At 59.7% G+C, this 26130-nt stretch carries 23 protein-coding genes; 21 read left to right on the forward strand and 2 right to left on the reverse strand.

Going from position 1 to position 26130, the window contains the following annotated elements; genetic code table 11:
* Positions 1–377: 377 nt before the first annotated feature.
* From ABQX22_RS24095 to ABQX22_RS24135, 9 genes are all read left to right on the forward strand, one after another.
* The gene (locus tag ABQX22_RS24095; protein ID WP_349802391.1) at positions 378–1127 is read left to right on the forward strand and encodes an electron transfer flavoprotein subunit beta/FixA family protein; all 750 of its coding nucleotides are present in this window, start codon (positions 378–380) and stop codon (positions 1125–1127) included.
* Positions 1124–2056, forward strand: coding sequence for an electron transfer flavoprotein subunit alpha/FixB family protein (locus ABQX22_RS24100; RefSeq protein WP_441005323.1), 933 nt, complete (start codon positions 1124–1126; stop codon positions 2054–2056). Before ABQX22_RS24095 ends, ABQX22_RS24100 begins: the two co-directional genes overlap by 4 nt.
* Before the next feature lie 156 nt (positions 2057–2212).
* Positions 2213–3034 carry a substrate-binding periplasmic protein gene (locus ABQX22_RS24105; RefSeq protein WP_349802393.1) on the forward strand — a complete coding sequence of 274 codons (822 nt, stop codon included), beginning with the start codon at positions 2213–2215 and terminating at the stop codon, positions 3032–3034.
* 10 nt (positions 3035–3044) lie between these two features.
* Positions 3045–3398: a DUF4398 domain-containing protein gene (locus tag ABQX22_RS24110; RefSeq protein ID WP_349802394.1), complete on the forward strand. Its 354-nt coding sequence runs from the start codon at positions 3045–3047 to the stop codon at positions 3396–3398.
* 17 nt (positions 3399–3415) lie between these two features.
* Complete coding sequence (locus ABQX22_RS24115; RefSeq protein ID WP_349802395.1) at positions 3416–4210, forward strand: OmpA family protein; 795 nt, start codon at positions 3416–3418, stop codon at positions 4208–4210.
* 220 nt (positions 4211–4430) lie between these two features.
* The gene (locus ABQX22_RS24120) at positions 4431–5870 is read left to right on the forward strand and encodes an aminotransferase-like domain-containing protein (RefSeq protein WP_349802396.1); all 1440 of its coding nucleotides are present in this window, start codon (positions 4431–4433) and stop codon (positions 5868–5870) included.
* A 144-nt stretch (positions 5871–6014) separates the two neighbouring features.
* Positions 6015–6683 (forward strand): hypothetical protein, encoded by a 669-nt coding sequence (locus ABQX22_RS24125; RefSeq protein WP_349802397.1) that lies wholly within the window; start codon positions 6015–6017, stop codon positions 6681–6683.
* A 90-nt stretch (positions 6684–6773) separates the two neighbouring features.
* Entirely contained in the window at positions 6774–7034 is a 261-nt protein-coding gene (locus tag ABQX22_RS24130; protein ID WP_349802398.1) for a YkgJ family cysteine cluster protein, read from the forward strand.
* 53 nt (positions 7035–7087) lie between these two features.
* A complete protein-coding gene (locus ABQX22_RS24135; RefSeq protein ID WP_349802399.1) occupies positions 7088–7693 on the forward strand; it encodes an START domain-containing protein in 606 nt (201 codons plus the stop codon).
* An 80-nt stretch (positions 7694–7773) separates the two neighbouring features.
* On the opposite strand, the gene gltA is transcribed toward ABQX22_RS24135, so the two are convergent.
* Positions 7774–9063, reverse strand: a complete 1290-nt coding sequence (gene gltA / locus ABQX22_RS24140; protein WP_349802400.1) for a citrate synthase — start codon at positions 9061–9063, stop codon at positions 7774–7776.
* A 363-nt stretch (positions 9064–9426) separates the two neighbouring features.
* Here gltA and sdhC point away from each other — a divergent pair, with 363 nt between their 5' ends.
* The 10 genes from sdhC (at position 9427) to brnQ (ending at position 22653) form a co-directional block, all read left to right on the forward strand.
* Positions 9427–9801: a succinate dehydrogenase, cytochrome b556 subunit gene (sdhC, locus tag ABQX22_RS24145; RefSeq protein ID WP_349802401.1), complete on the forward strand. Its 375-nt coding sequence runs from the start codon at positions 9427–9429 to the stop codon at positions 9799–9801.
* Positions 9795–10163: a succinate dehydrogenase, hydrophobic membrane anchor protein gene (gene sdhD / locus ABQX22_RS24150; RefSeq protein ID WP_349802402.1), complete on the forward strand. Its 369-nt coding sequence runs from the start codon at positions 9795–9797 to the stop codon at positions 10161–10163. The genes sdhC and sdhD overlap by 7 nt, the downstream gene beginning before the upstream one ends.
* A 3-nt stretch (positions 10164–10166) precedes the next feature.
* The gene (sdhA, locus tag ABQX22_RS24155; RefSeq protein WP_349802403.1) at positions 10167–11939 is read left to right on the forward strand and encodes a succinate dehydrogenase flavoprotein subunit; all 1773 of its coding nucleotides are present in this window, start codon (positions 10167–10169) and stop codon (positions 11937–11939) included.
* Positions 11940–11950: 11 nt separating this feature from the next.
* Positions 11951–12655 carry a succinate dehydrogenase iron-sulfur subunit gene (locus tag ABQX22_RS24160; protein ID WP_349802404.1) on the forward strand — a complete coding sequence of 235 codons (705 nt, stop codon included), beginning with the start codon at positions 11951–11953 and terminating at the stop codon, positions 12653–12655.
* Positions 12656–12929: 274 nt separating this feature from the next.
* Positions 12930–15761 carry a 2-oxoglutarate dehydrogenase E1 component gene (locus tag ABQX22_RS24165; protein ID WP_349802405.1) on the forward strand — a complete coding sequence of 944 codons (2832 nt, stop codon included), beginning with the start codon at positions 12930–12932 and terminating at the stop codon, positions 15759–15761.
* 41 nt (positions 15762–15802) lie between these two features.
* Positions 15803–17056, forward strand: a complete 1254-nt coding sequence (gene odhB / locus ABQX22_RS24170) for a 2-oxoglutarate dehydrogenase complex dihydrolipoyllysine-residue succinyltransferase (protein WP_349802406.1) — start codon at positions 15803–15805, stop codon at positions 17054–17056.
* Between the two features lie 173 nt (positions 17057–17229).
* The gene (gene lpdA / locus ABQX22_RS24175; RefSeq protein ID WP_349802407.1) at positions 17230–18666 is read left to right on the forward strand and encodes a dihydrolipoyl dehydrogenase; all 1437 of its coding nucleotides are present in this window, start codon (positions 17230–17232) and stop codon (positions 18664–18666) included.
* Positions 18667–18866: 200 nt separating this feature from the next.
* On the forward strand, positions 18867–20033 hold the full coding sequence (gene sucC, locus ABQX22_RS24180; protein ID WP_349802408.1) for an ADP-forming succinate--CoA ligase subunit beta: 1167 nt from the start codon (positions 18867–18869) through the stop codon (positions 20031–20033).
* Positions 20033–20920 carry a succinate--CoA ligase subunit alpha gene (gene sucD / locus ABQX22_RS24185; protein ID WP_349802409.1) on the forward strand — a complete coding sequence of 296 codons (888 nt, stop codon included), beginning with the start codon at positions 20033–20035 and terminating at the stop codon, positions 20918–20920. Before sucC ends, sucD begins: the two co-directional genes overlap by 1 nt.
* Before the next feature lie 419 nt (positions 20921–21339).
* Positions 21340–22653, forward strand: a complete 1314-nt coding sequence (gene brnQ, locus ABQX22_RS24190) for a branched-chain amino acid transport system II carrier protein (RefSeq protein ID WP_349802410.1) — start codon at positions 21340–21342, stop codon at positions 22651–22653.
* 97 nt (positions 22654–22750) lie between these two features.
* Here brnQ and ABQX22_RS24195 read toward each other — a convergent pair whose 3' ends face one another.
* Positions 22751–23005 (reverse strand): hypothetical protein, encoded by a 255-nt coding sequence (locus ABQX22_RS24195; protein ID WP_349802411.1) that lies wholly within the window; start codon positions 23003–23005, stop codon positions 22751–22753.
* 319 nt (positions 23006–23324) lie between these two features.
* On the opposite strand from ABQX22_RS24195, the gene htpG reads away from it, so the two are divergent.
* Together htpG and ABQX22_RS24205 are read left to right on the forward strand one after the other, a co-directional pair.
* A complete protein-coding gene (gene htpG, locus ABQX22_RS24200; RefSeq protein ID WP_349802412.1) occupies positions 23325–25229 on the forward strand; it encodes a molecular chaperone HtpG in 1905 nt (634 codons plus the stop codon).
* 91 nt (positions 25230–25320) lie between these two features.
* On the forward strand, positions 25321–26046 hold the full coding sequence (locus tag ABQX22_RS24205; protein ID WP_349802413.1) for a dienelactone hydrolase family protein: 726 nt from the start codon (positions 25321–25323) through the stop codon (positions 26044–26046).
* Positions 26047–26130: the final 84 nt, after the last annotated feature.

A 26130-nucleotide genomic window follows, 5' to 3' on the forward strand; every position in this document is an offset into this window, starting at 1 on the left:
CCGCAGGGCGGATAAAACATGGCGGCGCGGCTTGTGACTGGCGTTTTTGTCGTATTGACCCGACTAGGTGTTCCGGTCAAGATACGGGCGGTTTTGCACTCGCCGCAGGCTGCCCGCAGGTGCATGACCACCGCTTGAGGCGTTTGCCCGCGTGGTGCGGCAAATCAACCGCTACCTCACGCCATTAAAGCGCGGTGCAGTTTACACACCCGCCCGGCGTCTGGCTTGGAATGCAGGGGTTGAGCGACTGTTTTTGCCGAACTCACCCTTCAGCAAGCACGAATACAGGGTTCGCAGCGCTGTCACTACACTGCTGCCTACCCATCGCCGGCCCAGGCCTGGCGACTTTCTTTTCATCGGAGAGAAACGAGGAATCCATGAAGGTTCTTGTAGCTGTCAAACGAGTCGTCGACTACAACGTCAAGGTTCGCGTCAAAGCGGACAACTCCGGCGTCGATCTCGCTAACGTCAAGATGTCCATGAACCCCTTCTGCGAAATCGCTGTAGAAGAAGCGGTCCGCTTGAAAGAGAAGGGCGTTGCGACCGAGATCGTCGTGGTCACCATTGGCCCGACCACCGCTCAGGAGCAATTGCGCACCGCACTGGCACTGGGTGCCGACCGCGCCATCCTCGTCGAATCGGCCGAAGACCTGACCTCGCTGGCCATCGCCAAACTGCTCAAGGCCGTGGTCGATAAAGAACAGCCGCAGCTGGTCATTCTCGGCAAGCAGGCCATCGACAGCGACAACAACCAGACCGGCCAGATGCTCGCCGCACTCAGCGGTTACGCTCAAGGCACTTTCGCCTCCAAGGTCGAAGTGTCCGGCGACAGCGTCAGCGTAACCCGTGAAGTCGACGCCGGTGCGCAAACCGTCTCGCTCAAGCTGCCGGCCATTGTCACCACCGACCTGCGTCTGAACGAGCCGCGCTACGCCTCGCTGCCCAACATCATGAAAGCCAAGAAGAAGCCGCTCGAAGTGCTGACGCCTGACGCTTTGGGTGTGTCCACTGCCTCCACCAACAAGACCCTGAAAGTTGAAGCCCCGGCTGCTCGCAGCGCTGGCATCAAGGTCAAATCGGTGGCGGAACTGGTCGAGAAACTGAAAAACGAAGCGAAGGTGATCTGATGCCTATCCTGGTTATCGCTGAGCACGAAAATGGCGCAGTCGCTCCCGCCACCCTGAACATTGTTGCAGCCGCCGCTAAAATCGGTGGCGACATCCACGTCCTGGTCGCAGGCCAGGGTGTGGGCGCCGTGGGCGAGGCCGCTGCAAAAATTGCCGGCGTGACGAAAGTCCTGGTCGCCGACCACGCTGCCTACGCGCACCAGCTGCCGGAAAACGTTGCACCGCTGGTGGTCGAGCTGGCATCGGCCTACAGCCACGTGCTGGCCGCGGCAACGTCCAACGGCAAGAACATCCTGCCCCGCGTTGCTGCGCAGCTGGACGTTGATCAGATCTCGGAAATCATCGCCGTTGAAAGCGCTGACACCTTCAAGCGTCCGATCTACGCCGGCAACGCCATTGCGACCGTGCAATCTTCGGCGGCCATCAAGGTCATTACCGTGCGCGCCACCGGCTTCGACGCGGTTGCTGCCGAAGGCGGTTCCGCCACCGTTGAAGCGGTGTCTGCCGCTCACGACGCAGGCAAGTCGTCTTTCGTCAGCGAAGAGCTGGCCAAGTCCGATCGTCCTGAACTGACTGCTGCCAAGATCGTCGTTTCCGGCGGCCGCGGCATGCAGAACGGCGACAACTTCAAGCACCTGTACGCGTTGGCCGACAAGCTGGGCGCGGCCGTGGGCGCGTCCCGTGCTGCGGTCGATGCCGGCTTCGTGCCCAACGACATGCAGGTCGGTCAGACCGGCAAGATCGTCGCGCCCCAGCTGTATATCGCCGTCGGTATCTCCGGCGCGATTCAGCATCTGGCCGGCATGAAGGACTCCAAGGTGATCGTTGCGATCAACAAGGATGAAGAGGCGCCAATCTTCCAGGTAGCTGATTACGGCCTGGTGGCTGACCTGTTCGAAGCAATCCCCGAGTTGGAGAAGCTGGTTTAATCCAGTGGCCTGACTTATAAAGAGAACCCGTTCGTTTCGGGCTGTTTGAACTGCTCTGTCATCGCCGGTTGTGGATGCTGAGTACGTTGCGCAGCCGGCGATGAACGGGTTTTTTATTGGGCGGCATTTTTATCAGCGCGAAGAAGGGAAGTACCCATGTCACCACGGTCCAGCCTGACAGCGCTGATGCTGAGTCTTACGCTGCTGCCACCCCTGACGCTGGCCGCTGGAAAATGCGAGCGTTTGATCGTCACCGGCAGTCCCGATGCCCCCCCTTATTTGTGGCGTGATCCGCAAGACGCCAAACACCTGATGGGCGCCAATGCCGATCTGATGAAGGAAGCTGCGCAGCAGATCGGCGTCAAGGTCGAACTGCTGTATGCCGGCAAGCGCAGCCAGGCCCTCGATGAGGTGCGCACCGGACGCATGGACATCCTGGCCGATGCACCGTTGACCAGCGCGGAACTCGAGTCCCTGGATTTCATTCATCCGCCCATCGTTCAAAACGAAATCATGGTCTGGACACGCAAGGATCAGGCGCTGCCGTTCAACCTGCTGGCCGACCTGCACGGGCATCCGGGGGCCTTGTCCGAGAAAACGCGCATTACGCCGTCGTTCGAGGCTGCGATCAAAGAGCAATTGACCGTCGAGAAGCAGCCGAACCTGACCCGCACGTTCGAGCAGTTGCTGACCGGCAAGGTCGAATACGTGCTGGCTGGACGCTACGCCGGCATGGCGTTGACCCAGGCCATGAGCCCCGCTGGAGAGCTGGTGGCCCAGCCGTTGGTGCTGGACAAACCCGGGCTTTATCTGGCGGTGTCTTTCAATTCGGCGTGCAACGACTCCTGGCTGCGCGGACAGCTGGCCAAAAAAATGACAGAATTGGCCGCCTCGGGCCGGTCTGCCGAAGCCATCCAGCGCAATGTCGAGTTGTGGAAAGCCCAGCTTCAGCAGCCCGCCAGCGCCACACACCAGTAGGAATGTTGTTTTGAGAATTCGACCCTTATTCGCCGCCATGGCGCTCGCCTCGCTGTTCGGCTGCGCAAACGACCCCGCGCCCACCGAGCAGTTGAAACTCACTGAGCAGGCGGTCAATCAGGCCACAGCCGTGGGCGCCACCGACGACGAACCTGATATGGCATTGGCGCAATCCAGGCTGGTCCAGGCGCGAGCCGACATGCAAGACAAGTCCTACAAAGCAGCCCGCATGCAGGCCGAACAGGCCGAGCTCGATGCGCGACTGGCGGAAGCGCGGGTGCTGACCGTGAAAAGTGAAGAACAATTGACCCAGATGAACACCCGGCTCAACCGTCTGCGCAAGCAGTTGGGGGCCGCGCAATGACTGGTTTCCCGCGTGCAATGAGTGTCTGTTTACTGCTGGGTTCGGCCGGACTTTACGGCTGTGCCGGGCATCAAGGCAGTGACAGTGCGCTGCAGTCCGCCAGCGCGGATTACCAGCAGGTCAAGGAAGACACCAACGTGTTGCGCAGCGCGCCGAAAGACGTGATCCGCGCCGGAGAATTGCTGGGCCGGGCAGAGCGCCTGTCCGGCTACATCGGCAGCGGCGAGGACGTCAGCCATTACGCGTACTTGAGCAGTCGCTACAGCGCCATCGCCCGTGAGCACAGCAAACTGCTGTTGAACCAGGAACGGCTGGCCCGCCTTGAGCTGGAGCGTCAACGCCTTCAACTGGCCTTGCGCGAACAAAAGCTGGCGGGCGCGCAGGAGCAGGGCAAATGGGCGGAAGATCAGATCACCAGTCTGTCGACCAACCAGACCGAGCGGGGCCTGGTCATGACCCTGGGCGATATGCTGTTCGACACCGGGCATGCCGAGCTTAAAAGCTCCGCAAACCGAACCGTGCTGAAGGTCGTGCAATTTATGCTGCTCAATCCCAAGCGCGTGGTGCGCATCGAGGGATACACCGACAGCACCGGTGACCGTCAGGAAAATCTGAAGCTGTCGAAAGATCGCGCCCAAGCGGTGGCCGACGTGCTGTCCGACCTGGGGATTGAAGACGAACGGATTCAGGTGGAAGGTTATGGCGATCAGTTTTCCGTGGACAGCAACGCGTCCGAGCGCGGAAGGGCTCAGAATCGTCGGGTGGAGCTGGTTTTTTCGGACGAAAAAGGACGTTTGAGCGCCCCGAGGTAAATTATTTTTTGCGAACAGCCCGACCGCGTATTGCGCGGTCGGGCTTTTTTGTGCCGATACGTCGGTGATGTTGGCACTTATGGCGCATTAAATATTTCAGCACCCGTACAAATTACTGGTGAGCAGGACAACTGTCCCCGTACACTTTGCAACTGTTCTGGCGGTCAGGCGCACTGATTGTTCGAACGAATGGATTAAGGGTGGGATCAAGGGGCGTCAAATGACCAATCTTCTGTTGTATCAACGTATCGCTCAGCAACTGGCCGAAGACATTCGGCGCGGTGTTTACCAACCCGGAGAACGGGTGCCGTCGGTGCGAAAGATGAGCTCGCAGCTCAATGTGAGTCACGCCACCGTGTTGCAGGCGTATGCGAATCTCGAAGATCAGGGGCTCATTCGCGCCCGCCCTCAATCCGGTTATTACGTTCACCAGACACCGGCACTGACCGCGCCGACCCCCGACATCGCGCGGGTCGAACGTCCTGGGCTGGTGACCCGGGCCAGTATCATTCAGCAGGTGCTGGTGGAGTCCAGGCGGGAAGGGGTGTTCGCCTTCGGCGCTGCAGTGCCGCACGTGGATTATCTGCCGGTCCGTGCGCTGCATCAGCAGTTGGCCAAGGTCACGCGCTTCCAGAGCCCTCGGGCCTTCAGCTACATGTTCAGCCCGGGTTTCGAACCCTTGCGCCGTCAGGTGGCTATTCGAATGCGTGATGCTGGTGTGGTGATCGATCCGTCCGAGGTGGTCATCACCCACGGCTGTGTCGATGCGCTGCAGATGTCGTTGCGGGTACTGACCAGCCCTGGCGATCTGATCGCGGCGGAGTCGCCCACCTATTACGGCCTCCTGCAATTAGCCGACTTGCTCGGCCTCAAGGTCATTGAAATTCCCAGCGACCCCACCACCGGCATCAGCCTGGAAGCGCTGCAGCTCGCGGCCAATCAGTGGTCCATCAAGGCGCTTGTCTTGACCTCTCGGCTCAGCAATCCTCTGGGCAGCACCATGCCCGAAGAGCGGCAGAAGCATCTGCTGCGGCTGGCGTCGGATTTCGATATCCAGATTATCGAGGACGATATCTACGGCGAGCTGATGTACGAGCAGGGCAAGACCAAGGCGCTGAAAGCCTTTGATCGGCTGGGCCGCGTCATCTACTGCTCCAGCTTTTCCAAGACCCTGTCGCCGGGCGTGCGTATCGGCTGGATGATTGCCGGCAAGTACCAGGCCGAGATCCAGCGCTTGCAGACGTTCAGTACCCACTCTGCGTGCAGCGTGACGCAGATGGCGGTGGCGTCCTACCTTGAGAACGGTGGCTACGACAGGCACCTGCGCTATATCCGTCAAGAGCATCGGAAAAACCTCAGCGCCTTCCAGCTGGCGGTGCAGCAGATGTTTCCCGAGGGCACGCAGATCAGCCGCCCCGTGGGGGGCTTCATTCTCTGGATCAGCTTGCCGGGGAGGGTGAACACTCAGGAGCTGCACGTGCGGGCGCTGGAACAGGGCATCAGCATTGCGCCGGGGCTGATCTTCAGCAACACCGAGCAGTTCAATCACTGCATCCGCCTCAATTGCGGCATGCCGTGGAACCGCGAAGCAGAGCGTGCGCTGATGACATTGGGGATGCTTGCCAAGCAACTTTGTCAGGAAGCTGTGCATGCGTGGTGAACCCTTGCGCGTCACAGGTTTCTATCAAGAAGGAACTCGATTAGCCCCGACATCTTGTCAGGTGGCTTGCGTAGGGCCAGCATATGGCCTCTGACTTATTTCTGCCTTCGAACTATGAACTCACTGCGTTGTGCTGGATTGTTGATGGTAGTGCTGATGGGCGGTTGTGATGCTGACAAGCAGCCGCCGCCCACGCCCAAAGTTGCGGCCGAGGCCCCTGCGCCTCAGGCAAAGGACGCGGCTGTGCAGGCAAAGGCTGCGGACGATAACGTCTCGTCGGCAGTCGCGGCGCCTGTAGTCGCCATCCCAAAGCCCGAGCCTGCCGAACCGGCTGAGCACGCACTGGCGCCTAACGTGCCGACGGTGCCGGTGGTGGCTTCCAGCAAGCCGCAGCCTGTGCCCGCCAAGCCGTCGGCACCCGGCGTCTCGGCCAAGTCGCCCCTAAGCAATGCCCCCTCGGGCAACGCCAGGTCGGCCAAGGTCAAGGAAGACAATGCCGAAGTCGCACGTCGCGCGCCGGTTGCCAGCAAGAGCAAGACACCGGCGCAGGTGGTCAAGGACACACAGCTGCCCAAAGCCAACCTGGACCTGAGCTTGCCTCCGGATATGGTCAAGCAGCTCACGCCGCCCAGTAAAGTGATCACAGCTGCACACCCCAAGCCGCTGCTGCCGAAAATGTTCCCCGATGCGCAGAGTGATCCGGACTTTGAGCTCAACGGCCGCCTGCTCAGCAACGAAATGCAGCTGCAACTGCGTAACGACTCACGTCGCGACGTCGAAGGCGCCGCGGTGGACTTCACCTTCCGCAAGTGAGCGATGCGCCGAGCGTCATCGTTCATTTTCATACAGGCGTTTTAACGGGTAAGATTCCGTTTCCTCCTGCCATTTTCGAGAATCATCCTCATGGATTGCCGTCCGGGCTGCGGCGCGTGTTGCGTTGCGCCATCGATTTCCTCACCGATCCCCGGCATGCCCGACGGCAAGCCGGCCGGGGTGCGCTGTCTGCACTTGTCGGTCGAGATGCTGTGTGCGTTGTTCGGTCTTCCGGGACGTCCCGACGTGTGCGGCCGATTCAAGGCTGAGCCAGAGGTGTGCGGCAGCAGTCAGGACGAGGCCATTCGCTTGATCGGATGGTGGGAGCAGGCCACGACAGCTGCCTGCTAAAGGCCTGTCGGGTTAAGGCATTGATCTGACATCACGACAATAAGGAAGACAATATGGGTTCGTTGCATCGGATGGCGTTGGGATTGAGTATTGCGATGGCGGTGGCAACCGCCGCTCACGCAGACGACTGGCAGGTGGCCAAGGATGAGGCCGGGATCAAGGTGTCGCTCAGCGAGGTGGCGGGCTCCAAATACAAGGCCTACCGTGGCGAGACGACGATCAAGGCAGACATATCCAAACTGCGCGCCCTCCAGGAGGATGTCGCAGGCGCGTGCGCGTGGATTCACGAGTGCAAGTCGCAGAAGATCCTCAAGCACGAAGGCGACAAGGTCTGGACCTACTCCCAGTTCAACACGCCGTGGCCGGTCACGCCCCGTGACTCGGTGTTGCAGGTCACCACCGTGAACGGTGCCGATGGCAGCGTCACCCGCAATCTGGAAGGGCAGCCCAAGTACATTCCGGAAGAGCCAGGCTTCGTTCGGGTGTCGCAAGTCGAAGGTTTCTGGAAATTTGTGCCCAAGGGCGCGGGGGTGACGGAGGTCACCTATCAAGTCCACACCGAGCCCGGTGGCAGCGTACCTTCCTGGCTGGCCAACAAGTTTGTGGTGGATGCCCCTTTCAATACATTGAAGGCGCTGAAGGAGCGGGCCGAGAAATAATCGCCCGTCAATGACCCGTACAGTTTTACGGATCAACAAAAAAGGCTGCCACTGGCAGCCTTTTTCCGTTACCGCTTGACTTACTTGCGATCGGCCAATGGCACGATGTCGCGAGAAACCTCGCCGGTGTACAGCTGGCGCGGACGGCCAATCTTGTACGGGCTGGAGAGCATTTCCTTCCAGTGCGAGATCCAGCCGACGGTGCGGGCCAGTGCGAAGATCACGGTGAACATGCTGGTCGGAATGCCGATCGCCTTGAGGATGATCCCCGAGTAGAAGTCGACGTTCGGGTACAGCGAGCGCTCTATGAAATAGGGGTCGGTCAATGCGATCTCTTCCAGACGCATGGCCAGTTCCAGTTGCGGATCGTCAGTGATGCCCAGCTCGCGCAGGACCTCATCGCAGGTCTGCTTCATCACGGTGGCGCGTGGGTCACGGTTCTTGTAAACCCGGTGACCGAAGCCCATCAGTTTGAACGGGTCGTTCTTGTCCTTGGCCTTGGCGATGTAGGTGTCGATGTTGGACACATCGCCGATTTCATCAAGCATGGTCAGGACTGCTTCGTTGGCGCCGCCGTGAGCGGGGCCCCACAGCGCGGCAATGCCGGCCGCAATACAGGCGAACGGGTTGGCGCCCGATGAGCCGGCCATGCGCACGGTGGACGTCGAGGCGTTCTGTTCGTGGTCGGCGTGGAGGATGAAGATCCGGTCCATGGCCTTAGCCAGCGTCGGGCTGATCGGTTTGATCTCGCACGGCGTGTTGAACATCATGTGCAGGAAGTTTTCCGCGTAACTCAGGTCGTTACGGGGGTACATCATGGGCTGGCCCATGGAGTACTTGTAAACCATCGCGGCCAGAGTCGGCATCTTGGCGACCAGGCGGATCGCGGAGATTTCCCGGTGCTGCGGGTTATTGATGTCCAGGGAGTCGTGGTAGAACGCCGACAGGGCACCAACCACACCGCACATGACCGCCATCGGGTGGGCGTCGCGGCGGAAGCCGTTGAAGAAGGTCTTCAGCTGCTCGTGCACCATGGTGTGGTTCTTCACGGTGACCACGAATTGCGCCTTCTGCTCGGCAGTCGGCAGTTCGCCGTTGAGCAGGAGGTAACAGGTTTCCAGGTAGTCCGATTGCTCGGCAAGCTGTTCGATCGGGTAGCCGCGGTGCAGCAGGATGCCGTTGTCACCGTCGATGTAGGTGATCTTGGATTCGCATGAGGCGGTGGACATGAAGCCTGGGTCGAATGTGAAGCGTCCTGTGGCGGTAAGGCCGCGTACGTCGATTACATCGGGACCAACCGTGCCGGTCAGAATGGGCAGCTCGACGGGGGCTGCGCCCTCGATGATCAACTGCGCTTTTTTGTCAGCCATGTGGCCTCCTATTTATGCTTCAAATCATCAGACAGGCCCCCCACGCAGGGCCCGCACCACTATAGTGAGATAAATTCTAAAGTCAATTTGCCTAAAGTCCCGCCGCAGAAGGGTCGAAGCGATGCTTTTCCGCGAATTTCCCTGCCATTTACGCCTTTTATCGAGCCAGCGCAATCCACCATTAGGGTGGGGTTGACGCGTTGTCATTAGTAACCTAACTGTCTATACTCGGCGTCCGACCGCCAGGGGCTTTCAGGCCTGATTTTCTAGGGGTCGTCACTTCCTGGGTGGTGGGTACCTGACCAGTGCACTTCCCAATAATTTGCCCTGATTGTTAGGGGCTCTTCAGTGTGAAAAAAAGCCGTGAAAAGCCAACGACCTGTAAACCTAGACTTAAGGACCATCAAACTCCCTATCACCGCTTACACGTCCATCCTTCACCGTGTCTCCGGTGTCATCCTCTTCGTCGGCATTGCCATCATGCTCTATGCATTGGATGTGTCGCTGGGCTCCGAGGAAGGCTTCGCGTCGGTGAAAGCGGGACTGACCAGTCCGCTGGTCAAGTTTGTGATCTGGGCGCTTCTGTCCGCACTGCTGTATCACCTGGTGGCGGGCGTCCGTCACCTGATCATGGACACAGGCATTGGCGAGACGCTGGAAGGCGGCAAGCTGGGCTCTCAAATCGTTATCGCCGTGTCTGTGGTGGTGATCGTTCTGGCAGGAGTGTGGATATGGTAACCAACGTCACCAACCTTTCTCGTTCGGGCCTGTATGACTGGATGGCGCAACGCGTCTCCGCCGTCGTGCTCGCGGCTTATTTCATTTTCCTGATCGGGTACCTGATCGCGCACCCTGGCCTTGATTTCGCCACGTGGCACGCGCTTTTCACCCATAACGCGATGCGCATCTTCAGTCTGTTGGCCCTTGTGGCCCTGGCGGCTCACGCCTGGGTTGGCATGTGGACTATCGCGACCGACTACCTGACGCCGATGGCGCTGGGCAAGTCCGCGACAGTGGTGCGTTTCCTGTTCCAGGCAGTCTGCGGCATTGCGATGTTCGCGTACTTCGTCTGGGGTGTGCAGATTCTTTGGGGTATCTGATTCATGGCTAACATTAATACACTTTCATTCGACGCCATCATCATTGGCGGCGGCGGCGCAGGCATGCGCGCCGCCTTGCAGCTGGCTCAGGGTGGCCACAAGACCGCAGTCGTCACCAAGGTGTTCCCGACGCGTTCCCACACCGTGTCCGCCCAGGGCGGCATCACCTGCGCCATCGCCTCTGCCGATCCAAACGATGACTGGCGCTGGCACATGTACGACACCGTCAAGGGTTCCGACTACATCGGTGACCAGGACGCGATCGAATACATGTGTTCCGTAGGCCCTGAAGCCGTGTTCGAGCTCGAGCACATGGGGCTGCCATTCTCCCGTACCGAACAGGGCCGCATCTATCAGCGTCCGTTCGGTGGCCAGTCCAAGGACTTCGGCAAGGGCGGGCAGGCTGCACGTACCTGTGCTGCTGCCGACCGTACCGGTCACGCGCTGCTGCACACCCTTTATCAGGCGAACCTGAAAGCCGGTACCGTGTTCCTCAACGAGTACTACGCCGTGGACCTGGTCAAGAACCAGGACGGTGCCTTTGTCGGCATCATTGCCATCTGCATCGAAACCGGTGAAACCTCCTACATCCGTGCCAACGCAACGGTATTGGCCACCGGCGGCGCGGGTCGCATCTATTCGTCGACCACCAATGCACTGATCAACACCGGCGACGGCGTTGGCATGGCGCTGCGTGCAGGCGTTCCGGTTCAGGACATCGAGATGTGGCAGTTCCACCCGACCGGCATTGCCGGCGCAGGTGTACTGGTCACCGAAGGCTGCCGTGGTGAAGGCGGTTACCTGATCAACAAGCACGGCGAGCGTTTCATGGAGCGCTATGCGCCAAACGCCAAGGACCTTGCCGGTCGCGACGTGGTAGCACGCTCGATGGTCAAAGAGATCATTGCCGGCAATGGCTGCGGTCCCGACGGCGATCACGTGATGCTCAAGCTCGATCACCTGGGTGAGGAAGTGCTACACAGCCGTCTCCCGGGCATCATGGAACTGTCGAAAACCTTCGCTCACGTCGATCCGGCCGTCGCGCCGATCCCGGTCGTTCCAACCTGCCACTACATGATGGGCGGCGTTGCCACCAACATTCATGGTCAGGCGATCACTCAGGACGCCGCTGGCGTGGACACCATTATCCCTGGCCTGTTTGCGGTCGGTGAAGTGGCGTGCGTATCGGTTCACGGTGCCAACCGTCTTGGCGGCAACTCGCTGCTCGATCTGGTGGTCTTCGGTCGTGCGGCCGGTCTGCACCTGGAGCAGGCCCTCAACGAAGGCATCGACTACCGTCGCGCCTCGGAAACCGACATCGACGTGGCTCTGGCTCGTTTGAGCAGCCTGAACGAACGTACTGATGGCGAAGACGTGGCAACCCTGCGTAAAGAGCTGCAAAGCTGCATGCAGAACTACTTTGGCGTATTCCGCACCGGCGAATACATGCAGAAGGGTATTGCCCAGCTGGCTGACCTGCGCGCGCGTATCGCCAACGTCAAGATCAACGACAAGAGCCAGGCGTTCAACACCGCCCGGATCGAAGCGCTGGAATTGCAAAACCTGCTGGAAGTGGCCGAGGCCACGGCGATCGCTGCCGAGCACCGCAAGGAATCCCGTGGCGCTCACGCCCGCGAAGATTTCGAAGATCGCGACGACATCAACTGGCTCTGCCACACCTTGTATTTCCCGGGTGAGAAACGTGTGGCCAAGCGCGCTGTCAACTTCTCGCCGAAGACGGTTCCGACTTTCGAACCCATGATTCGGACTTACTAAGGGTGGCCGATATGTTGCAAGTCAGTGTTTATCGCTACAACCCGGATCAGGACGCTGCGCCGTTCATGCAGGAATTTCAGGTCAATACCAACGGTAAAGACCTGATGGTGCTGGACGTGCTGGCGCTGATCAAAGAGCAGGACGAGGGCTTCTCGTACCGTCGCTCGTGCCGCGAAGGTGTCTGCGGCTCCGATGGCATGAACATCAACGGCAAGAACGGGCTGGCGTGCATCACGCCGCTGTCGGCTGTGGTCAAGGGCAACAAGCTGATCGTGCGTCCGCTGCCTGGCTTGCCGGTGATCCGTGACCTGGTCGTCGACATGAGCATCTTCTACAAGCAGTATGAGAAGGTTAAGCCGTTCCTGTTGAACGATACGCCGCCTCCGGCCATCGAACGTCTGCAATCGCCGGAAGAACGTGAAAAGCTCGACGGTCTTTACGAGTGCATCCTGTGCGCTTGCTGCTCGACGTCGTGCCCGTCCTTCTGGTGGAACCCGGACAAGTTTCTGGGTCCTGCCGCATTGCTGCAGGCCTATCGTTTCCTGGCCGACAGCCGTGACACCAAGACCCAGGAACGTCTGGCTTCGATGGACGACCCATTCAGCGTGTTCCGTTGCCGTGGCATCATGAACTGCGTAAGCGTGTGCCCGAAAGGCCTGAACCCGACGAAGGCGATCGGTCACGTGCGCAACATGCTTCTCAAGAGCGGTGTCTGATTTCGTTGCACCCGTAGCATTGCAGCATTTGTAAGCGCTTCACCTGTAACCGCTGCGGCGCAGGCTTCAACCGGCGCCGTAGTTCTAACTTGAGCAGCAACCGTGTGGCTGCGGCTCTTATTTTGAAGAAACACGACCAGCAGGGGCATCCGGGCTGGTACCCGGACTATCTGCGAGATCCTTAGTGGCTTGTCACAGTCGCTGCACATGGACTGTTTTCAGGCTCGCTGTGGTGTCGTCGCCGGTGGTGTCCCCTTACCGAGGGTGACCAAGCATGCAAGAAAGCGTGATGCAGCGCATGTGGAACAGTGCCCACCTATCCGGTGGTAACGCTGCCTATGTGGAAGAGCTTTATGAGCTCTACCTGCACGACCCTAACGCTGTGCCAGAAGAGTGGCGCAACTACTTTCAGAAGCTGCCAGCTGACGGCAGCACTGCCACCGATGTATCGCATTCGACCATTCGCGATCATTTCGTGTTGCTGGGTAAAAACCAGCGCCGCGCTCAACCGGTGTCTGCCGGGAGCGTGAGCAGCGAACACGAGAAGAAGCAAGTTGAAGTCCTGCGACTAATCCAGGCATTCCGTATGCGCGGCCATCAGGGCGCCCAGCTCGACCCGCTGGGCCTGTGGAAGCGTCCTGCGCCTGCGGACCTGTCGATCGATCACTACGGTTTGACCAACGCCGATCTCGATACAACCTTCCGTGCCGGTGACTTGTTCATTGGCAAAGAGGAGGCGAGCCTACGCGAAATTATCGATGTCTTGCAGAAGACATATTGCCGCACCATCGGCGCCGAGTTCACGCACATTGTCGATTCCGAGCAGCGCAACTGGTTTATGCAGCGCCTCGAAAGCGTGCGCGGTCGTCCGACGTTCTCGCCTGAAATCCAGAGCCACCTGCTTGAGCGCGTGACTGCAGCGGAAGGCCTGGAAAAATACCTGGGCACCAAGTACCCGGGCACCAAGCGTTTCGGTCTGGAAGGCGGCGAAAGCCTGATTCCGATGCTTGACGAGCTGATCCAGCGCTCCGGTTCCTACGGGACCAAGGAAATCGTCATCGGCATGGCCCACCGTGGTCGTTTGAACGTGCTGGTGAACACCTTCGGCAAGAACCCGCGCGAGCTGTTCGACGAGTTCGAAGGCAAGAAGAAGGTCGAGCTGGGTTCCGGTGACGTGAAATATCACCAGGGCTTCTCCTCCAACGTGATGACCACCGGTGGCGAAGTTCACCTGGCGATGGCCTTCAACCCGTCTCACCTGGAGATCGTGTCTCCGGTGGTCGAAGGGTCGGTGCGCGCACGTCAGGATCGTCGTAACGATCTGACCGGCGAGAAAGTCTTGCCGATCTCGCTTCACGGTGACGCGGCCTTCGCTGGCCAGGGTGTGGTACTGGAAACTTTCCAGATGTCGCAGACCCGCGGCTTCAAGACCGGCGGCACGATTCACATCGTGATTAACAACCAGGTCGGCTTCACCATCAGCAACCAGGAAGACTCGCGCTCCACCGAGTACGCGACCGACGTTGCCAAGATGATTCAGGCGCCGATTCTCCATGTGAATGGTGATGACCCTGAAGCCGTGGTGTTCGTGACCCAACTGGCCATCGACTACCGCATGCAGTTCAAGCGTGACGTAGTGATCGACCTGGTCTGCTACCGTCGTCGCGGGCACAACGAAGCCGACGAACCGAGTGGCACCCAGCCGCTGATGTATCAGCAGATCGCCAAGCAGCGCACCACCCGCGAGCTGTACGCCGAATACCTGGTCAACGCCGGTATTGTCGACGCCGCCGCTGCGCAGTCCAAAGTTGACGAGTACCGCAACGCGCTCGACAACGGCATGCACGTGGTGAAAAGCCTGGTCAAGGAACCGAACAAAGAGCTGTTCGTTGACTGGCGTCCGTATCTGGGCCACGCCTGGACAGCGCGCCACGACACCAGCTTTGACCTCAAGACCCTGCAGGAACTGTCGGCCAAGCTGATGGAACTGCCAGAGGGCTTCGTCGTTCAGCGCCAGGTCCAGAAGATCTACGAAGACCGCCAGAAGATGCAACAGGGCGGGCTGCCGATCAACTGGGGTTACGCCGAAACCATGGCGTACGCGACCCTGGCGTTCGAAGGCCACCAGGTTCGCCTGACCGGTCAGGACGTTGGCCGTGGCACGTTCTCCCACCGTCATGCCGTTCTGCACAACCAGAAGGATGCGAGCACTTACATCCCTCTGCAGAACCTGTATGCCGGCCAACCGCGCTTTGATCTGTACGATTCCTTCCTGTCGGAAGAAGCCGTGCTGGCGTTCGAGTACGGGTATTCGACTACCCAGCCTAACGCGCTGGTCATCTGGGAAGCACAGTTCGGCGACTTCGCCAACGGCGCCCAGGTGGTCATCGACCAGTTCATCACCAGTGGCGAGCACAAGTGGGGCCGTCTGTGCGGTCTGACCATGTTGCTGCCTCACGGTTATGAAGGGCAGGGGCCGGAGCACTCGTCCGCACGTCTCGAGCGTTATCTGCAAGGCTGCGCCGAGCACAACATTCAGGTCTGCGTACCGACCACCCCGGCACAGATCTACCATCTGCTGCGCCGTCAGGTGATCCGTCCGCTGCGCAAACCGTTGATCGTGCTCACGCCCAAGTCGTTGCTGCGTCACAAGCTGGCCATCTCGACCCTGGAAGATCTGGCTCACGGCTCGTTCCAGACCGTCATTCCGGAAATCGATACCCTCGATGCCGCCAAAGTGACGCGCCTGGTGATGTGCAGCGGCAAGGTTTACTACGACCTGCTGGAAAAACGTCGTGCCGAAGGCCGTGAAGATGTGGCCATCGTGCGTCTCGAACAGCTCTATCCGTTCCCGGAAGACGACCTGATGGACGCGATCGCGTCCTACACCAACCTGACCCATGTGGTCTGGTGTCAGGAAGAACCGATGAACCAGGGCGCCTGGTACAGCAGCCAGCATCACTTGCGCCGTAGCATCGGCAATCACAACCGTAACCTCGTGCTCGAGTACGCCGGTCGTGATGCTTCTGCTGCTCCAGCTTGTGGCTACGCATCGATGCACGCCGAACAGCAGGAAAAACTGCTGAAAGACGCGTTCACTGTTTAACGCCTTCGCGCATTTGAAACCGAATTAAGGAATTTAGAACAATGGCTATTGAGATCAAAGCCCCCTCTTTCCCGGAATCCGTTGCCGACGGCACCATTTCCAAATGGCACAAGCAACCGGGCGAAGCGGTAAAGCGCGACGAGCTTCTGGTGGATATCGAGACTGACAAAGTCGTGCTCGAAGTCCTGGCCGAAGCCGATGGCGTGTTGGCATCGATCGTAAAAGGCGAAGGCGAAACCGTCCTCTCCAATGAGTTGATTGCGACCCTGGACGCCGGCGGCACCGCCTCGGCTGCACCGGCTGGCGCTGCTGCACCGGCCTCTGCCCCTGCCCCTGCTGCCGCCGCGCCTGCTCAGGCTGCGCCGGCACCGGCTGCCTCGGCCGCCGACGACGATGCCATCGGCGGTCCTGCTGCCCGCAAGCTGGCTGAAGAAAACGGCATCAACCTGGCCAGCGTCAAAGGCACCGGCAAAGACGGTCGCGTCACCAAGGAAGACATCGTTGCCGCTGTAGAAGCGAAGAAATCCGCGCCTGCTGCTGCACCAGTTGCCAAGCCTGCCGCCGAAGCCGCGCCTGCCGTTGCGGTCGGTGACCGCGTCGAGAAGCGCGTGCCGATGACCCGTGTGCGGGCCACCGTGGCTCGTCGTCTGGTCGAAGCACAGTCGAACATGGCAATGCTGACCACCTTCAACGAAGTCGACATGACCGAAGTGATGGCGCTGCGCTCCAAGTACAAGGACTTGTTCGAGAAGTCCCACAACGGCGTGCGTCTGGGCTTCATGTCGTTCTTCGTCAAGGCGGCGACCGAAGCGCTGAAGCGCTTCCCGGCCGTCAACGCTTCCATCGACGGTGCGGACATCGTCTACCACGGTTATGCGGATGTCGGCGTCGCCGTTTCCAGCGACCGCGGTCTGGTGGTGCCCGTGTTGCGTAACGCCGAACAGATGAGCCTGGCCGAAATCGAAGGCGGCATTGCCACGTACGGCAAGAAAGCCCGTGACGGCAAGCTGTCCATCGACGAAATGACCGGTGGTACCTTCACCATCACCAACGGCGGCACCTTCGGCTCGATGATGTCGACCCCGATCGTCAACCCGCCGCAGGCCGCTATCCTGGGCATGCACAACATCCTGCAGCGCCCGATGGCGATCAATGGTCAGGTGGTCATCCGTCCGATGATGTACCTGGCGTTGTCCTACGATCACCGTTTGATCGATGGCAAGGAAGCAGTAACTTTCCTGGTCACCATCAAGAACTTGCTGGAAGATCCGGCTCGTCTGTTGCTGGACATCTGATGAAGCAGCCGCAAGCTGCAAGCCGCACGCTTCAAGACCGAAGCGCAGCGGCATGCAGCTTGAGGCGTGTAGGTAACATCTAATCAATAGGTCGCGAGTCGGCTCTGCAGTACAGCGCAGATCGGCTTGTAGCTTGCAGCTTGAAGCTCGCAGCTAAAGAGGAACTCTTTGTTATGTCCCAGAAATTCGACGTGGTAGTGATTGGCGCAGGTCCTGGCGGTTATGTTGCCGCCATCAAGGCCGCGCAACTTGGTCTCAAGACTGCCTGCATCGAGAAATATCAGGACAAGGAGGGCAAACTGGCCCTGGGCGGTACTTGCCTGAACGTCGGTTGCATTCCTTCCAAGGCGCTGCTGGACAGCTCCTGGAAATTCTACGAAGCCAAGAACGGCTTCGCGGTTCACGGTATCACCACTTCCGAAGTGAAGATGGACGTGACCGCCATGATTGGCCGCAAGGCACAGATCGTCAAAGGCCTGACCGGCGGCGTTGCCAGCCTGTTCAAGGCCAACGGCGTTACCTCCCTGCAAGGCCACGGCAAGCTGTTGGCCGGCAAGAAAGTCGAGCTGACCGGCGTTGACGGCACCGTTGAAATCATCGAAGCCGACCACGTGATCCTGGCCTCCGGCTCGCGTCCGATCGACATTCCACCTGCACCAGTCAATCAGGTCACCATCGTCGATTCGACCGGCGCCCTGGAATTTCCGTCCGTGCCTGAGCGTCTGTGCGTCATCGGCGCCGGCGTGATCGGCCTGGAACTGGGTTCGGTATGGGCCCGTCTGGGCGCCAAGGTCACCGTGCTGGAAGCGCTGGAGAAATTCCTCCCGGCTGCCGACGAAGCCGTGGCCAAGGAAGCGCAGAAGACCTTCACCAAGCAGGGCCTGGACATCAAGCTCGGCGCTCGGGTGACTGGTTCCAAGGTCAATGGCGACGAAGTCGTGGTGACCTACACCGACAAGGAAGGCGAGCAGAACATCACCTTCGACCGCGTGATCGTGGCCGTGGGCCGTCGTCCGGTGACCACCGACCTGCTGGCTTCGGACAGCGGCGTGGACATCGACGAGCGTGGCTTCATCTTTGTCAACGATCAGTGCGAGACCAGCGTGCCGGGCGTTTACGCGATCGGTGACGTGGTTCGTGGTCTGATGCTGGCCCACAAGGCTTCTGAAGAGGGCATCATGGTTGTCGAGCGCATCAAGGGTCACAAGACCCAGATGAACTACGACCTGATCCCGTCGGTTATCTACACTCACCCGGAAATCGCCTGGGTGGGCAAGACCGAGCAGACGCTCAAGGCCGAAGGCGTTGAAGTCAACGTCGGCAGCTTCCCGTTCGCGGCCAGTGGTCGTGCGATGGCTGCCAACGACACCGGCGGTTTCGTCAAGGTCATCGCCGACGCCAAGACCGACCGCGTTCTGGGCGTTCACGTGATCGGTCCAGGCGCAGCAGAACTGGTACAGCAGGGCGCGATCGGCATGGAGTTCGGCACCAGTGCCGAAGACATCGGCATGATGGTCTTCTCCCACCCGACGTTGTCCGAAGCGCTGCACGAAGCAGCCCTGGCAGTGAATGGCGGCGCCATCCACATCCAGAACAAGAAAAAACGCTAAGACAAAAAGAAACCACGACGCGCAGCCCGTCGTGAGCCTTGCGAGCAAGGCTCACCGCGGAAAGTGCGTTGGACTCGACCCTTCGGAACGCTTGCGGCACTCAGGTGCTTGCGGCGTCCGGGAGTAGCGGTCACAGGTGGTGCGGCACGTTTCGACGAGCAGCACCGAATGCGCAGTACCTAACGAAGACGGTAATAAGCATGAATCTTCACGAGTATCAGGGTAAGCAGCTGTTCGCTGAATACGGTCTGCCAGTCTCCAAAGGCTACGCGGTAGACACTCCCGAAGCAGCCGCAGAAGCGTGCGACAAGATTGGCGGGACTGAATGGGTTGTCAAAGCCCAGGTTCACGCTGGTGGTCGCGGCAAGGCGGGCGGCGTCAAGCTGGTTCGCAGCAAAGAAGACGCAGCGGCATTCGCTCAGCAGTGGCTGGGCAAGCGTCTGGTGACTTACCAGACTGATGCGGCTGGCCAGCCAGTCACCAAGATCCTGGTTGAATCCTGCACTGACATCGCCAAAGAGCTGTACCTGGGCGCTGTCGTAGACCGTTCGAGCCGTCGTATCGTGTTCATGGCGTCCACCGAAGGTGGCGTGGACATCGAGAAAATCGCTCACGACACGCCTGAGAAAATCCTCAAGGCCACCATCGATCCACTGGTTGGCCCTCAGCCGTTCCAGGGTCGCGACCTGGCATTTCAGCTCGGTCTGGAAGGCAAGCAGGTCACTCAGTTCGCCAAGATCTTCACCGGTCTGGCCAAACTGTTCCAGGACCACGACCTGGCCCTGCTGGAAGTGAACCCGCTGGTGATCAAGGCTGACGGCGATCTGCATTGCCTGGACGCCAAGATCAACATCGACGCCAACGCCATGTACCGCCAGCCAAAGCTGAAGGCATTCCACGACCCATCGCAAGATGACCCGCGTGAAGCCCATGCTGCCAAGTTCGAACTGAACTACGTGGCACTGGAAGGCAACATCGGTTGCATGGTCAACGGTGCTGGCCTGGCCATGGGCACCATGGACATCGTCAACCTGCATGGCGGCAAACCTGCCAACTTCCTTGACGTTGGCGGCGGCGCCACCAAGGAACGCGTCACCGAAGCGTTCAAGATCATCCTGTCCGACAGCAATGTCGCGGCCGTTCTGGTCAACATCTTCGGCGGCATCGTTCGTTGCGACATGATTGCCGAAGGCATCATTGGCGCGGTGAAAGAAGTCGGCGTGAAAATCCCGGTCGTTGTGCGTCTTGAGGGCAACAACGCTGACCTGGGCGCTAAAGTACTGGCAGAAAGCGGCTTGAACATCATCGCAGCTACCAGCCTGACCGACGCTGCTCAACAAGTCGTCAAAGCTGCGGAGGGCAAATAATGAGCGTCCTGATCAATAAAGACACCAAGGTTATCTGCCAGGGTTTCACTGGTTCGCAAGGTACCTTCCACTCCGAGCAAGCCATTGCCTACGGCACTAAAATGGTCGGCGGCGTGACCCCAGGCAAGGGCGGCACCACGCACCTGAACCTGCCGGTGTTCAACACGGTGGCTGAAGCCGTTGAAAAGACCGGCGCCACCGCCTCGGTCATCTACGTACCGGCTCCGTTCTGCAAAGACTCGATCCTGGAAGCAGCGTTCGGCGGCATCAAGCTGATCATCTGCATCACCGAAGGCATTCCTACCCTGGATATGCTGGATGCCAAGGTCAAGTGCGACGAGTTGGGTGTGGTCCTGATCGGTCCTAACTGCCCAGGCGTCATTACCCCGGGCGAATGCAAGATCGGCATCATGCCCGGTCACATTCACTTGCCAGGCAAAGTCGGTATCGTGTCGCGTTCCGGCACCCTGACTTACGAAGCTGTGAAGCAGACCACCGACGCCGGTTTCGGCCAGTCGACCTGCGTCGGCATCGGCGGTGACCCGATCCCGGGCGCAAGCTTCATCGACATCCTGAAGCTGTTCCAGGAAGATCCGAAGACCGAAGCGATCGTGATGATCGGCGAGATCGGCGGTTCGGCTGAAGAAGAAGCGGCTGCCTACATCAAGGCAAACGTGACCAAGCCGGTTGTTTCCTACATCGCGGGTGTGACTGCTCCTCCGGGCAAGCGCATGGGCCATGCGGGCGCAATCATCTCTGGCGGCAAAGGCACTGCAGACGAGAAATTCGCTGCGCTGCAGGACGCAGGCGTCAAAACCGTGCGTTCGCTGGCAGACATCGGCAAAGCCCTGGCTGAGCTGACTGGTTGGGAAGTGAAGAAGGCTTAATTGCCGTCTGATCTGCCTGATCGACAAAAACCACCTTCGGGTGGTTTTTGTGTTTCTGGCACTCGCGTTTCTCGATCCGCGCCCCGATGTCCGTCGTGTTGGAGCGAGGCTTGCCCGCGAAGTGAGCATCTTGGTCTTGCCTGATACGGCGCGTCGTCAGCTTCGCGGGCAAGCCTCGCTCCAACCGGTCTGGATGCATTCATCTGTAGGACGTTTCTGAATGCGACACGAACGTGCAGGCATCGGTCGGTGCGCCCTGTATAGGTGCGCAAAATAGGGTAGGCTAGCCGCCATTTTGCGCTGCCGACCCCACAAGGGTCTGCGTTGCGCGACGGGTCAGCCTTAAAAGGGCTGGCAGCATTTCCCGCATCCACCGGGAAATCCTCTTCTCAATTCCGATCAGCTGTGTGGATTCTTCGATGAAAGTGTTGAAAGGTCAGGACATCCTGGCATTGGGTTTCATGACGTTCGCGTTGTTCGTGGGCGCCGGCAACATCATCTTCCCCCCGATCGTTGGCTTGCAGGCCGGTCCTCATGTGTGGATGGCGGCCCTGGGCTTTCTGGTGACCGCGGTCGGTCTGCCGGTGGTCACTGTGATTGCCCTGGCCAAGGTCGGCGGCGCCATGGACGCGTTGAGCAGCCCCATCGGCAAGGTCGCCGGTGGGGTTCTCGCCGCCGTGGCCTATCTGGCGGTCGGCCCGCTCTTCGCGACGCCGCGCACGGCCACCGTTTCCTTTGAAGTCGGGCTGGCGCCCCTCACGGGCGAAAGCCCGCTGGCGCTGTTTCTCTACAGTCTGGTGTATTTCCTGTTGGTGTTCTGGGTGTCGCTGTACCCGGGCCGCCTGCTGGACACCGTCGGCCGCTTCCTGGCGCCGCTGAAAATCATCGCGCTCGCAGTCCTCGGGATTGCCGCCTTCGCGCTGCCAGCGGGCGACATCGGCACCGCCGAGCCTGCCTACGTCGCGGCGCCATTTTCCCAGGGCTTCATCAACGGCTACCTGACCATGGACACCCTGGGGGCGCTGGTTTTCGGCATCGTCATTGTCAACGCCATTCGTTCTCGGGGCGTGGAGTCACCTCGGCTGATCACCCGTTACGCCATCATTGCCGGTTTGATCGCGGGCGTCGGGCTGGCCTTGGTCTACATCAGCCTGTTCCGCCTCGGGTCCGGCAGTCACGCTGTCGCCGCCGGGGCCAGCAATGGCGCGGCCGTGTTGCATGCGTACGTGCAGCACACGTTCGGCTCCCTGGGCAGCGGCTTCCTCGCAGTGCTTATTTCCCTGGCCTGCCTGGTCACGGCAGTAGGCCTCACCTGCGCCTGCGCCGAGTACTTCAGCCGCGTACTGCCGCTGTCCTACAAGACCCTGGTGATCCTGCTGGCGGCGTTTTCGCTGCTCGTGTCGAACCTGGGGCTGACCAACCTGATTCAGTTCTCGATTCCCGTGCTAACCGCAATCTATCCGCCGTGCATCGCGCTGGTGGCGTTGAGCTTTTGCAAGGATTTCTGGCATGAGCAAGGCCGGATCGTGGCCCCGGTGATGCTGGTGTCGCTGCTGTTCGGGATGGTCGACGCGTTCAAGGGTGCAGGCTTTGGTGAATACCTGCCCGCAGCGTTGGCGCAGTTGCCGCTCAGTGAGCAAGGCCTGGCGTGGTTGATCCCCGCACTGATCACGCTGTTCGTGGCGTTCGTGGTGGATCGAGTGATGGGCAAGCGCAGCGAAGCGCTGGCCTGAAGGGAAGGGCGGTCGCTGAAGCGCGTCCGAGAATGCCTTTCCCTTAAACTGATAAAGCCCGCTGATCGCGGGCTTTATTATTTTGAAACTTGCGGGCTTACGGCTTAGTTGGTGCCGGTGCCTGCTGGTTAGCCTCTTTCGCGCGCTCTTGCGCAGCTTCGGCGTTCTTCTGGGCAGCTTCCTGACTTTCCTTGGCAGCGTCGTTTACTTTGTCTTGAGCCTTTTGCATCGACTCCTGGGACTCTTGTGCAGCCTTGTTGGCATCTTGTTGTTTGTCCTCGGATTTTTTATCGCAGGCAGCGAGACCGAGGGTGGCAGAAAGCATCAGGGCGATAGCTAAAGATTTACGCATGGGGTGTTTCTCCTTATTGAATATCTACGAGCCTTTCGAGCGTGGCGCGATAAATTTAGTTCCGCATATTTCCGTTATAAATAAATAAGGTTTTCAGCCTTATTAAGGGCTGTTTGCGGCACTGCGCCGGTTAAACGTTTTGGTGCCAGGCCGGATTGCGATGAAGCTGTCGGCGACCCTGAGCATGAAGATTCAGTTCAGTCGCATTTGCCCCCTCTTGAAATCCGCAACCCAGCCCCCACCTTGATGACAACCCGCTGACCGGCGCAGGCCTGACCTGAGCTGGCGGCTTATGCCATCTGATTGGAGTTTGATGACCATGAGTGTGGAAACTCAAAAGGAAACCCTGGGCTTCCAGACCGAGGTAAAGCAGCTGCTGCACCTCATGATCCATTCGCTGTATTCGAACAAGGAGATTTTTCTCCGCGAATTGATCTCGAACGCCTCTGACGCCGTGGACAAACTGCGCTTCGAAGCGCTGTCCACACCGGACCTGCTCGAAGGCGGCGCCGAACTGAAAATCCGTGTGAGCTTCGACAAGGACGCCAACACCGTCACGCTTGAAGACAACGGTATCGGCCTGAGCCGGGAAGAGGCGGTGACCCATCTGGGCACCATCGCCAAATCCGGCACTGCCGACTTCATGAAGCACCTGTCCGGCGACCAGAAGAAAGACTCGCACCTGATCGGTCAGTTTGGTGTGGGCTTCTACTCGGCGTTCATCGTCGCTGACAAAGTGGACGTGTTCAGCCGCCGTGCCGGCCTCGCTGCCAGCGAAGGCGTGCACTGGTCGTCGAAGGGCGAGGGCGAATTCGAAATCGCCACCGTCGAGAAGGCCGAGCGTGGCACCCGGATCGTGCTGCACCTCAAGCCCGCTGAAACCGAATTTGCCGACGGCTATCGCCTGCGCAACATCGTCAAGAAGTACTCCGATCACATTGCCTTGCCGATCGAGCTGCCCAAAGAAGTGGCGGCTGCCGAAGGCGAGGCCGAGCCTGCCGTTGAATGGGAAACCGTCAACCGTGCCAGCGCCCTCTGGACCCGTCCGCGCACTGAAGTCAAAGACGAGGAATACCAGGAGTTCTACAAGCACGTCGCCCACGATTTCGAGAACCCGCTGAGCTGGAGCCATAACAAGGTCGAAGGCAAGCTGGAATACAACTCGCTGCTGTACGTACCGGCCCGCGCACCGTTCGACCTGTACCAGCGCGAAGCCCCTCGCGGCCTGAAGCTGTACGTCCAGCGCGTGTTCGTGATGGATCAGGCCGAGTCGTTCCTGCCCCTGTACCTGCGCTTCATCAAGGGTGTGGTGGATTCCAACGACCTGTCGCTGAACGTGTCCCGCGAGATCCTGCAGAAAGACCCGATCATCGATTCGATGAAGTCGGCGCTGACCAAGCGCGTGCTGGACATGCTGGAAAAACTGGCGAAGAACGAGCCTGAACAATACAAGGGCTTCTGGAAGAACTTCGGTCAGGTCATGAAAGAAGGCCCGGCCGAGGATTTTGCCAACAAGGAAAAAATCGCCGGCCTGCTGCGTTTCGCGTCCACCTCCAGCGAAGACGGCGAGCAAAGCGTTTCCCTGGCCGAGTACCTGGCCCGTGCCAAGGAAGGTCAGGACAAGATTTACTACCTCACCGGCGAAAGCTACGCGCAGGTCAAGAACAGCCCGCACCTGGAAGTCTTCCGCAAGAAAGGCATCGAAGTGCTGCTGCTGACCGACCGCATCGATGAGTGGCTGATGAGCTACGTCAGCGACTTCGACGGCAAGGGTTTTGTCGACGTGGCCCGTGGTGACCTTGACCTGGGCAAGCTTGATTCCGAAGAGGACAAGAAGGCTCAGGAAGAAGTCGCCAAGGACAAGGAAGGGTTGATCGAGCGCCTGAAGACGGCGCTGGGCGAGGCCGTCAGCGAAGTGCGGGTTTCCCACCGCCTGACCGATTCGCCTGCGATCCTGGCCATTGGCGAGCAGGATTTGGGCATGCAGATGCGTCAGATCCTCGAGGCCAGCGGTCAGAAGGTGCCCGACTCCAAGCCCATCTTCGAATTCAACCCGGCCCACCCGCTGATCGCCAAGCTGGACAACGAGCAGAGCGAAGAGCGCTTCGGCGACCTCTCGCACATCCTGTTCGACCAGGCCGCGCTGGCGGCAGGCGACAGCTTGAAAGATCCGGCCGCGTATGTGCGCCGTTTGAACAAGTTACTGGTTGAACTCTCGGTTTAACATCCGCTGCACGCAAGACCCGCTTCGGCGGGTTTTGTCATTTACAGCCCCTTACTTCATTCGTCGTTTTTTCCATTAGCAGGAGTCAGCAATGAGCAACGTTACAGTGCGTTCCGTGGTGTATCAGGTCGATGGCGTGAGCTACGAAAGCCGTCTGGCGTTCAGCGAGGGCGCGGCGTCCAGTCCCGGCCTGGTGATGGCCCCCAACTGGATGGGCGCCAGCGAAGGCGCGGAGCAAATCGCAAAGAATGTTGCCGCTCAGGGTTATGTCGTCATGCTGGCCGACCTCTATGGTCAAGGCGTTCGCCCGGAGAACGCCGATGAAGCACTGGCCGCGATGATGCCGTTGAAGAATGACCGCAAGCGCCTGAACACCCTGATGCAGGCGGCGCTGGATCAACTCACCGCGCAGACGGAGGCGCCGGTGGACGCTGGCAAGCTGGCGACGTTCGGCTTCTGCTTCGGCGGTTGCTGCTCGCTGGAACTGGCCCGGACCGGTGCGCCATTAAAGGCAGCGGTTTCGTTCCACGGCACCCTCGACACCCCGAACCCGTCTGATGCGAAGAACATCAAGGGCGCGGTGCTGGTGATGCACGGTGCTTCCGATCCATTGGTGCCGAAAGAGCAGTTACCCGCGTTCGAAGACGAAATGAACGCGGCAAACGTGGATTGGCAGCTGTTGAGCTACGGCGGTGCGTACCACTCGTTCACCGACCCGGAAGCCAACAACCCCGGCAAGCAGATGTACAACAAGAAAGTCTCGGACCGCGCGTTCCAGTCGATGTACAACTTGCTGGATGAAGTGTTCGCCAAGTAAGGACACGGCCCTGTAGGAGCGAACTTGTTCGCGAACGGCGGCGCATGTGAGGCATCTTCGGCGCCTGCAACATCGTTTCGCGAA

It is taken from the genome of Xanthomonas sp. WHRI 1810A, from assembly GCF_040202885.1.
Taxonomy (GTDB): Bacteria; Pseudomonadota; Gammaproteobacteria; order Pseudomonadales; family Pseudomonadaceae; genus Aquipseudomonas.

Bases quoted from the DNA above. Each gene is read 5' to 3' on its own strand.
- ABQX22_RS24095 (WP_349802391.1), top strand. From the start codon at position 378: ATGAAGGTTCTTGTAGCTGTCAAACGAGTCGTCGACTACAACGTCAAG.
- ABQX22_RS24105 (WP_349802393.1), top strand. From the start codon at position 2,213: ATGTCACCACGGTCCAGCCTGACAGCGCTGATGCTGAGTCTTACGCTG.
- ABQX22_RS24115 (WP_349802395.1), top strand. From the start codon at position 3,416: ATGAGTGTCTGTTTACTGCTGGGTTCGGCCGGACTTTACGGCTGTGCC.
- ABQX22_RS24120 (WP_349802396.1), top strand. From the start codon at position 4,431: ATGACCAATCTTCTGTTGTATCAACGTATCGCTCAGCAACTGGCCGAA.
- ABQX22_RS24125 (WP_349802397.1), top strand. From the start codon at position 6,015: ATGGTAGTGCTGATGGGCGGTTGTGATGCTGACAAGCAGCCGCCGCCC.
- ABQX22_RS24130 (WP_349802398.1), top strand. From the start codon at position 6,774: ATGGATTGCCGTCCGGGCTGCGGCGCGTGTTGCGTTGCGCCATCGATT.
- ABQX22_RS24135 (WP_349802399.1), top strand. From the start codon at position 7,088: ATGGGTTCGTTGCATCGGATGGCGTTGGGATTGAGTATTGCGATGGCG.
- gltA (WP_349802400.1), bottom strand. From the start codon at position 9,063: ATGGCTGACAAAAAAGCGCAGTTGATCATCGAGGGCGCAGCCCCCGTC.
- sdhD (WP_349802402.1), top strand. From the start codon at position 9,795: ATGGTAACCAACGTCACCAACCTTTCTCGTTCGGGCCTGTATGACTGG.
- sdhA (WP_349802403.1), top strand. From the start codon at position 10,167: ATGGCTAACATTAATACACTTTCATTCGACGCCATCATCATTGGCGGC.
- ABQX22_RS24160 (WP_349802404.1), top strand. From the start codon at position 11,951: ATGTTGCAAGTCAGTGTTTATCGCTACAACCCGGATCAGGACGCTGCG.
- ABQX22_RS24165 (WP_349802405.1), top strand. From the start codon at position 12,930: ATGCAAGAAAGCGTGATGCAGCGCATGTGGAACAGTGCCCACCTATCC.
- odhB (WP_349802406.1), top strand. From the start codon at position 15,803: ATGGCTATTGAGATCAAAGCCCCCTCTTTCCCGGAATCCGTTGCCGAC.
- lpdA (WP_349802407.1), top strand. From the start codon at position 17,230: ATGTCCCAGAAATTCGACGTGGTAGTGATTGGCGCAGGTCCTGGCGGT.
- sucC (WP_349802408.1), top strand. From the start codon at position 18,867: ATGAATCTTCACGAGTATCAGGGTAAGCAGCTGTTCGCTGAATACGGT.
- sucD (WP_349802409.1), top strand. From the start codon at position 20,033: ATGAGCGTCCTGATCAATAAAGACACCAAGGTTATCTGCCAGGGTTTC.
- brnQ (WP_349802410.1), top strand. From the start codon at position 21,340: ATGAAAGTGTTGAAAGGTCAGGACATCCTGGCATTGGGTTTCATGACG.
- ABQX22_RS24195 (WP_349802411.1), bottom strand. From the start codon at position 23,005: ATGCGTAAATCTTTAGCTATCGCCCTGATGCTTTCTGCCACCCTCGGT.
- htpG (WP_349802412.1), top strand. From the start codon at position 23,325: ATGAGTGTGGAAACTCAAAAGGAAACCCTGGGCTTCCAGACCGAGGTA.
- ABQX22_RS24205 (WP_349802413.1), top strand. From the start codon at position 25,321: ATGAGCAACGTTACAGTGCGTTCCGTGGTGTATCAGGTCGATGGCGTG.